We start from the raw sequence: 1,125 nt of genomic DNA on the forward strand, positions 1-1,125 counted from the left end.
AATGGATAATGTGTTACATTTTTGCTTACATAATATTTATCGGCAGTCAGGTTGGATACTTTAGCTTTTTTTAAAAATTTTTGAAAATTGTTAATAGCCCAGCTATAAAAAATAATTGAAAGGATGGATTATTGAAATGAAACTTACTCAGCCTATTCGTGATATTGTGGAATTAGATAAGATTAAGAAATATTATTGCGATGTTAAGCCAAATAAAAGAAATTATCTTCTTATTGTATGCGGACTTAATACCGCTTTGCGTATTTCTGATATTTTAAAACTTCGTTGGAAAGATGTATATAATGAAAGTCTGCTGTCTTTCAAATCTCATATTGATGTAAAAGAGAAGAAAACAGGAAAGAAAACGACTATTTTTATAAATGATAATTTAAAAGAAGCATTGGCATCATATTTAAAAGAAATTTTTGAAAAGAAAGAAAATTTATGTGAGGTGATGGAACAATTTATTTTTCTGGGTCAGAAATCAGAAAATAAGCCTATCAGCAGGATTCAGGCATTTCGCATAATATCATCCGCAGCAAAAAAATGTCTGCTCAGCCAAAAGGTGAGCTGCCATTCGCTCAGAAAAACATTTGGGTATCATGCCTGGAAAAAAGGAGTGTCACCGGCATTGCTTACCAGTATCTATAATCATTCGTCATATAAAATAACAACAAGGTATCTGGGGATAGACCAGGATGACAGGGACGAAGTCTTTTGTCTTGTAAATCTATAGTGCAACAAAGAGGCTTAAAATTTGTATCAATGTGGCAGTTGGGTTATAGGTTATGTTTAGAGATGCTCAAATGCATACTTAATAAAACTATCAGCAAAGAAAACAAAAATTTTCATACGGGCACAAATAACATTATTGCCGTATTGCAGGTGTGAACCGTAATTGTGCATAAAAGTTTTGTGTCTGTTTGTAATGTAAAAATCTTGTATTCAGATTTAATACATCATCAAAATTCTTCTAATATATTTTTAGTCACATCATTTTATAATAATAATTTCAGCTTTTATCATGTGTTCTAACTAAAATCACTTATTTCATAAAAAATATTTTCAAATAAAGTTTCCATGACAGTAAAAAAATGTAACACACTATCCATTGTGTTACATTTT

1 protein-coding gene is annotated in these 1,125 nt (G+C 30.1%); it reads left to right on the forward strand.

Going from position 1 to position 1,125, the window contains the following annotated elements; all coding sequences use genetic code 11:
• The first annotated feature begins 136 nt into the window (after nt 1-136).
• Nucleotides 137-736: a tyrosine-type recombinase/integrase gene (locus DWZ63_RS11470; protein WP_118499962.1), complete on the forward strand. Its 600-nt coding sequence runs from the start codon at nt 137-139 to the stop codon at nt 734-736.
• The last annotated feature ends 389 nt before the right edge of the window (nt 737-1,125 follow it).

It is taken from the genome of Clostridium sp. AF34-13, from assembly GCF_003477845.1.
Taxonomy (GTDB): domain Bacteria; phylum Bacillota; class Clostridia; order Lachnospirales; family Lachnospiraceae; genus Butyribacter; species Butyribacter intestini.